Raw genomic sequence first — 4,168 nt, 5'->3', positions numbered from 1 at the left:
GTCGACCTGTTCGGCGTCGACAGCGGCTATCGCAGCCATATCGTCTACACCTGGGTGCGCGGCAAGCCGGCGACGTTCGCACTGAAGGGCGTCGATGGCTGGAGCCGCCCGCCGCTCGGCCAGCCGTCGCCGGTCGATATCGATTTCAACGGTAAACGCATCCGCAACGGCGCCATGGTCTGGGCGGTCGGCACATGGCCGCTGAAAGGCGCTTTCTACGCCGATCTGCGCAAGGAAGGTGTAGCCGCAGGCCAGCCGGTCAATCCGCCGGGCTATATCCATTTCGGTCAGTGGCAGGACGAAGTCTATTTCCGCCAGATCACCTCGGAATATCTGGCAAACGAGACCTTCCGCGGCCGCGTCCGCCGCGTCTGGACAGTACGCCGCGGCGAGGAAAACCACCTGCTCGACTGCGAGGTCTACAATTCTGCGCTGGCCGATTATCTCGGCTTGTCACGGATGACCGAGGATCAATGGAAGCATCTGGCCGCCGAGCGCGGCTTGCCCGGCGATCTCGACTTCTTCGCGCCGGCGCCCTTGCTCGCGCAGGCGGCGATGCCGGTGCCGAAGCCGGCGCAGAAACAGGCGGAAGACAAGAACGCGCCGAAGGGTGAGCGCTTCGTCAATGCGCGCTCCGGCTGGCTGAAAGGATAGGGCGATGGCCTATACGCAAACCCAGATCGACGCCCTGAAGAATGCCATCGCGTCGGGCGTGCTGACCTTCAAGCACGGCGAGACGATGACGACTTATCAGTCGCTCGGCGAAATGCGGAAGGCGCTCAAGGAAATGGAAGCCGAGGTCGAAGGTTCGCAGCCGCTGCGCCGCACCGTCGCCGGCTTTTCAAGGGGTCTTTGATGGGTCTGCTCGATCGCGCGATCGCTGTCGTCTCGCCAAGCATGGCCGAACGCCGCGCCAAGAGCCGCGCCCGCCTCGCCGCGATCACGCAGGCGACCATGGCATTCGATGGCGCCACGCGTGGCCGTCGTGCCCAGGGCTGGCGCGTCGTCTCGACCGACGCCAATGCCGAAAACCTGCCGGCGTTGTCTAGGCTGCGCGATGTCGCCCGTGACATGGTGCGCAACAATCCGCATGCGGCGCGCGGCAAGTCTGTGCTGGCCAACAACATCGTCGGCACGGGCATCATCCCATCCGTATCCGGCAATGTGCCGAAGACGGTCAAGGCCAAGCTGCTCGACCTGATCAAGGCGCATCTCGACACCTCGGCCTGCGATGTGCGCGGCCGCACTAATTTTTACGGGCTGCAATGGCTCGCCATGGCGACCGTCGCCGAATCTGGCGAAGCGCTGGTGCGCCGCCGGCCGCGCCGTGCTTCGGATGGGTTGCCGCTGCCGTTTCAATTGGAAATCCTCGAGCCGGATTTCATCGATTCCAGCAAGGATGGTCCGGTCGCCAACAATGGCGGCTACATGGTGCAGGGCATCCAGTTCGACCCGATCGGGCGGCTGGTCGGATATTGGCTCTACAGCCAGCATCCCGGCTCCTATTCCGGCATCGCTTATGAAAGCCATCTGGTCCCTGCGTCTGAAATCGCCCACATCTTCCGCACAGATCGACCCGGCCAGGCGCGCGGCGTCACATGGTTCGCGCCGGTCATTCTGAAGATGCGCGATCTCGCCGACTATGCCGATGCGCAGTTGATCCGGCAGAAGGTAGCGGCTTGCTTTGCGGCCTTTATCCAGTCGGAAGAGAACGTCTCGACCGTGATGCCCGCGGCCGACCCGAACAAGGCGACGCAGAAGGACGCTGGCGGCATCTATCAGGTTGAAAGCCTGGAACCGGGCATGATCCAGCGCCTGAAGCCGGGCGAGGAAGTCACCTTCGGCACGCCGCCATCCGTCGGCGAGTATGCCGGCTATAAGGCCGCCGAACTGCGCGATATCGCGGTCGGTATCGGCGTCTCCTACGAGGTGCTGTCCGGCGACCTGACTGGCGTCAATTTCTCGTCCGGCCGGATGGGCTGGCTGGAATTCCAGCGCACCATCGGCGCCGCTCAGAACTTCATGATGGTGCCGCAGCTCTGCACACCGGTCGGCCGCTGGTTTCTCGAAGCCGCGCAACTTGTCCTGGCGCGCGACCTGTCCGCCGCCGTGCTGATGTGGACGCCGCCGCGCCGCGAGATGGTCAACCCGAAGGAAGAGATCGCCGCCGAGCGCGACGCGATCCGTATCGGCCTGTCGTCGCGGCCGGAATCGCAACGCAAGTTCGGTTTCGATGCGGAAGATCTCGATGCCGAAATTGCGGCATCCAACAAGCGCGCCGACGATCTGGGCCTGATCTTCGATTCAGATCCACGCATGCGCACTGCGGCAGGCAATGCGGTCACCGCCGCCACGCCAGCGGCCCCGTCGGACACGACAGGAGACAACAGCAATGGACAATAGCCTGGTCGTCAACGGCGAACTGATCCTTTACGGGCCGATCGGCTTCCACGACTTCTGGGAAGGCACAGGCTTCACCGCTGGCGATGTCGTCAACGCGCTCGCCGAGATGAGCGGCGACATCACCGTGCGCCTCAATTCCGGCGGCGGCGTCGCCACCGAGGGCGCCGCGATCTATAATTCGCTGAAGCGCTATGACGGCAAGGTGGCCATCATCGTCGACGGCGTTGCTGCCTCGGCCGCCTCACTCATCGCCATGGCTGGCGACACCATCACCATGCCGCTCGGCAGCGTGATGATGATCCACGAGCCGGCCGGCATCACGCTTGGGCCGGCCGATGCGCATCGCAAAAATGCCGCGTCTCTCGATGTCCTGACCGGCGTCTATGCCCTGGTCTATGCCGACCGCAGCGGCCTTGCCGAGGTCGATGTGCGCGCCATGATGAAAGCCGAAACCTGGCTGTCCCCCGACGATGCCGTCGCCAAGGGCTTTGCCACGGCGGCGACCGAGGAAGGCGAGCCGGCCGTCGCCGACGCCGGCTTCGACTATCAGACCTACAGAAACGCGCCGGCGAACCTCGCCGCGATGTCAGCAAATCGCAAGGCTGCAAGCCTTCCGATGGTGGCGGTTCTTGCCGCGCCGCTCAACAATGGAAAGGAACCCATTATGACCACTCCTACGCCTGCGGCGGCACCGATCCCCGCCGTCATTATCGATCCGGCCGCTCCGGCCGCTCCGGCAAATCCCGCGCCGGTCATGGCTGGCGATACCATCGCCGTCAAAATCTACGAACTCTGCGGGCGCGCGAAGATGTCCTTCGCCGACACGCAGAAGATCATCGCCGACGCCGGCGGCAGCCTCGAAAAGGCAAGCGCTTTGGTCATCGACCACATTGCCGCCGCCGACCCTGAAGGTGGTGCGCCGAAGCCGCCTTTTGCCACCGTGACGGCCGACGAGCGCGACCGCTTCCGCCAGGGCGTCGAGAAGTCGATCCTGTCCAAGGCTGGCCTAGCCGGTGGCGAAGTCAACGAATTCTCGTCGATGAGCCTGCGCGAAGTGGCGCGCGCCAGCCTCGAAAAGGCCGGTATCAAGATGGTCACCGGCGACCCGATGACCATGGTCGGCGCTGCGCTCGGCATGCGCCAGTTCGTCATGGCCGGCGGCCAGCACACGACCAGCGACTTCGTCGAGGTGTTGGCCAATGTCGCCAACAAGTCGATGCTCAAGGGCTACCTCGAAGCCGAGGAAACCTTCGCCAAATGGACGGCCAAGGGATCGCTGNCAAGTCGATGCTCAAGGGCTACCTCGAAGCCGAGGAAACCTTCGCCAAATGGACGGCCAAGGGATCGCTGTCGGACTTCAAGCCGGCCAAGCGCGTCGATCTCAACCTGTTCCCGACGCTGGCCGAGGTGCCTGAAGGTGGCGAATACACCTATGGCACGATCGGCGACCGCGGCGAGAGCATCCAGCTTGCCACCTACGGCAAGATGTTTGCCATCACCCGCCAGGCGATCATCAACGACGACATGAGCGTTTTCACCCGCATCCCGTCGCGCATGGGCCGCGCTGCCATCCGCACCGTTGGCAACCTCGTCTATGCGGTGCTGACCGCCAATGCCGCCATGAGCGATGGCGTGGCGCTGTTCCACACCAACCACAAGAACATCGGCACCGGTGCCATCGCCATGGCCTCGCTCGATGCGGCGCGCGCCAAGATGGCACTGCAGAAGGACCCGGACGATCTTGCCGAAGGCGGCCTGAACATCC

Annotated in this window: 4 protein-coding genes and 1 pseudogene; all 5 read left to right on the top strand. The window is 64.1% G+C overall.

All coding sequences use genetic code 11. From position 1 onward, the window contains the following. On the top strand, positions 1-654 hold a 654-nt coding region (locus X741_RS136560), incomplete at its 5' end, for a terminase gpA endonuclease subunit (RefSeq protein ID WP_023781019.1). Between the two features lie 4 nt (positions 655-658). After that, a complete protein-coding gene (locus X741_RS00095; protein ID WP_023781018.1) occupies positions 659-856 on the top strand; it encodes a hypothetical protein in 198 nt (65 codons plus the stop codon). Next, entirely contained in the window at positions 856-2,403 is a 1,548-nt protein-coding gene (locus X741_RS136565) for a phage portal protein (RefSeq protein WP_023781017.1), read from the top strand. Before X741_RS00095 ends, X741_RS136565 begins: the two co-directional genes overlap by 1 nt. Further along, complete coding sequence (locus X741_RS1000000167790; protein WP_023781016.1) at positions 2,393-3,931, top strand: head maturation protease, ClpP-related; 1,539 nt, start codon at positions 2,393-2,395, stop codon at positions 3,929-3,931. The genes X741_RS136565 and X741_RS1000000167790 overlap by 11 nt, the downstream gene beginning before the upstream one ends. Then, positions 3,928-4,168, top strand: a pseudogene (locus tag X741_RS1000000170645) (hypothetical protein); the annotation flags it as partial. The gene X741_RS1000000167790 and the pseudogene X741_RS1000000170645, both read left to right, overlap by 4 nt.

Origin of the sequence: Mesorhizobium sp. LNHC221B00, assembly GCF_000502935.1 — a bacterium.
GTDB classification, from domain to species: domain Bacteria; phylum Pseudomonadota; class Alphaproteobacteria; order Rhizobiales; family Rhizobiaceae; genus Mesorhizobium; species Mesorhizobium opportunistum.
This window is presented reverse-complemented; position numbering and strand designations above follow the sequence as displayed.